At 58.4% G+C, this 2,880-nt stretch carries 4 protein-coding genes and 1 pseudogene; all 5 read left to right on the top strand.

Going from position 1 to position 2,880, the window contains the following annotated elements:
• Window positions 1–261, top strand: a 261-nt coding sequence (locus G3436_RS28050; protein WP_243667303.1) for a hypothetical protein, incomplete at its 5' end; no start/stop codon positions are given.
• 103 nt (window positions 262–364) lie between these two features.
• Window positions 365–685 carry an IS66-like element accessory protein TnpA gene (gene tnpA, locus G3436_RS24415; RefSeq protein ID WP_004575512.1) on the top strand — a complete coding sequence of 107 codons (321 nt, stop codon included), beginning with the start codon at window positions 365–367 and terminating at the stop codon, window positions 683–685.
• Complete coding sequence (tnpB, locus tag G3436_RS24410) at window positions 682–1,017, top strand: IS66 family insertion sequence element accessory protein TnpB (RefSeq protein ID WP_004575513.1); 336 nt, start codon at window positions 682–684, stop codon at window positions 1,015–1,017. Before tnpA ends, tnpB begins: the two co-directional genes overlap by 4 nt.
• Window positions 1,018–1,080: 63 nt before the next feature.
• Window positions 1,081–2,618, top strand: a pseudogene (gene tnpC / locus G3436_RS24405) (IS66 family transposase).
• Window positions 2,619–2,697: 79 nt separating this feature from the next.
• Window positions 2,698–2,880, top strand: a 183-nt coding sequence (locus G3436_RS24400) for a nucleotidyltransferase family protein (protein ID WP_178116594.1), incomplete at its 3' end; no start/stop codon positions are given.

Raw genomic sequence — 2,880 nt, 5'->3', positions numbered from 1 at the left:
GCAACTCTAACAGTCGCTTGCTTCGGCTGCGCCGAAGGGGCTTCGCCCTGCCCCCTGCACGACACCTCCACTCGGCCTTCTGACAGGCCGGACAATCAAGATCTAAAGCAAGAGCAAGAGCAAGAGCAAGAGCAAGAGCAAGAGCAAGAGCAAGAGCAAGAGCAAGAGCAAGAGCAAGAGCAAGAGCAAGAGCAAGAGCAAGAGCAAGAGCAAGATCAAGATCAAGATCAAGATCAACGGCAGCGTGGCGCCGCTTCTTGATTCGTAAGCGTCCGGCGAACTCACCTTCCGAACTCCAGCATTAAGGGCGATGGTGTCCGCGTATTTTTAAGCGGACGCGATCACCCTTATCGCCAGGATTTCCATGCGCCAACGAAGCTCTTATCCGAAACCATTTAAAGCCCAAGTCGTGCGGGAATGCCTGCAACCTGGCGCAACGGTGTCCAGTGTCGCCATCAGCCACGGCATCAATGCCAACGTCATCCGCAAATGGATGCCGCTCTTTCGAGACCAGCCCGCAGCAACCTCGCTACCGGCATTTGTTCCGTTAAAGGCCGCACCTAAACGGCCAGCCGATTCGTCAGTGATCATTGAGGTGCCCATGGCCGGGCAATTGATAACTGTGAAATGGCCAGCCTCGGATCCTGAGGGCTGCGCACAATTCATTCGGGCTGTCGCTCAATGATCCGCATCGATGCGATCTGGCTGGCCACCGAGCCGATGGACATGCGCGCCGGCACCGAAACGGCATTGGCCCGAGTGATCGCGGTGTTCGGTGCGGCGAAGCCGCACTGCGCTTATCTGTTCGCCAATCGCCGGGCTAATCGAATGAAAGTGCTGGTGCATGACGGCGTGGGCGTCTGGCTTGCAGCGCGGCGGCTGAATCAAGGCAAGTTCCACTGGCCCGGCATTCGCCATGGCTGCGAGGTCGAACTCGACAGCGAACAACTCCAGGCTTTGGTGCTGGGCCTGCCGTGGCAGCGCGTCGGCGCAGGCGGTGTGATCAGCATGCTGTAACCGCCGGCCATTTGGCCGGTCTGCTTGTCGTCGTTCTGCGCCTGCTCTGGCACAATCGGCGGCATGACTTTCTCGCCCAACCTCGACCAGATGACTCCGGAACAGCTTCGTGCCTTGGCGGCACAGGCGTTGCAGTTGCAGTCCCAGGTCGAGGCGATGAGCAGGAAGATCCAGAACGATGAGATCCTCATCGAACAGTTCAAGTTCGAAATCGCCCTGCTCAAACGCCACAAGTTTGCCAAGCGCAGCGAGCAAATCAGCCCGGCGCAAGGCAGCTTGCTGGATGACCTGCTCGATACAGACCTTGAAGCGATCGAGGCCGAGCTGAAACAGCTTCTTCCCGCTTCGTCACAGGCCGAGCCACGGCAATCGCCGAAACGTGCCCCATTGCCGCCACAGTTTCCACGCACGGTGATTCGTCACGAGCCAGAAAGCACCCAGTGTTGTGCCTGTGGCTGCCAACTTCAACGCATCGGCGAAGATGTCAGCGAAAAGCTGGATTACACTCCAGGCGTGTTCACGGTCGAGCAACATGTGCGTGGCAAATGGGCCTGCCGTCAGTGCGAAACTCTGACTCAGCGCCGGTGCCGGCGCAGGTTATCGACAAAGGTATTCCGACCGCAGGCTTGCTGGCCCACGTCATGGTGGCCAAGTTTGCTGATCACTTGCCGCTCTATCGGCAGGAGAACATCTTCGGCCGCGCCGGGCTGGCCATTGCTCGTTCGACCTTGGCCCAGTGGGTCGGACAGACCGGAGTGCGACTCCAGCCGCTGGTCGATGCTCTGCGAGAAGCGGTGCTGAAGCAGGGCGTGATTCACGCTGACGAAACACCGGTTCAAATGCTTGCGCCAGGCGAGAAGAAAACCCATCGGGCCTACGTCTGGGCCTACAGCAGCACGCCGTTTTCGGCGTTCAAAGCCGTGGTATACGACTTCAGCCCAAGCCGTGCGGGCGAACATGCGCGCAACTTCCTGGGCGACTGGAACGGCAAGTTGGTCTGCGATGACTTCGCTGGCTACAAAGCTGGTTTTGAGCAAGGCATCACTGAAATCGGCTGCATGGCCCACACCCGCCGCAAGTTTTTCGATCTGCATGTTGCGAACAAAAGTCAGTTGGCCCAACAAGCGCTGCACTCGATAAGCGGCTTGTACGAGATCGAACGCCAGGCGCGGGACATGAGTGATGAAGATCGTTGGCGAATACGTCAGGAACTGGCGGTACCGATCAGCAAAACACTGCATGACTGGATGTTGGCTCAGCGCGACCTGGTGCCCAACGGCTCAGCCACGGCTAAAGCCCTCGATTACAGCCTGAAACGCTGGGTAGCGCTGACGCGCTACCTGGACGATGGGGCTGTGCCCATCGACAACAACCAAGTCGAGAACCAGATACGGCCATGGGCACTCGGGCGCTCGAACTGGTTGTTTGCCGGGTCGCTGCGCAGTGGTAAACGAGCGGCTGCGATCATGAGTTTGATCCAGTCGGCGCGCATGAACGGGCATGATCCGTATGCCTATCTCAAAGATGTGCTGACGCGGCTGCCGACACAGCGGGCAAGTGAGATTGGGCAGCTGCTGCCGCATCAGTGGGTGCAGGCCTAGCTTCAACGGGGTGATCTTCCAAGTGGACAATAGCTCGACAATCCAAGCAATCATTTCGGATGACCCCATTCGGCGTAGGATGCTCGAAATAGTGCGCTCCTTGAACTTGCCCGACTGCTGGATAGGAGCAGGTTTCGTCCGAAACGCGGTTTGGGATCATCTGCACGGTCGCAGCTCATCTACGGTCTCAACAGACGTTGATGTCATCTGGTTTGATGCCACACGTTGCACACCCGAGCAAGATGAAGCCCTAGAGGCAGCC

This window comes from Pseudomonas brassicae, assembly GCF_010671725.1.
GTDB lineage: Bacteria > Pseudomonadota > Gammaproteobacteria > Pseudomonadales > Pseudomonadaceae > Aquipseudomonas > Aquipseudomonas brassicae.
Note: the sequence above shows the minus strand (reverse complement) of the source record. Positions and strands in the feature narration are given on the sequence as shown.

Excerpts from the sequence above, each read along its gene's own strand:
- tnpA (WP_004575512.1), top strand. The coding sequence starts at position 365 with ATGCGCCAACGAAGCTCTTATCCGAAACCATTTAAAGCCCAAGTCGTG.
- tnpB (WP_004575513.1), top strand. The coding sequence starts at position 682 with ATGATCCGCATCGATGCGATCTGGCTGGCCACCGAGCCGATGGACATG.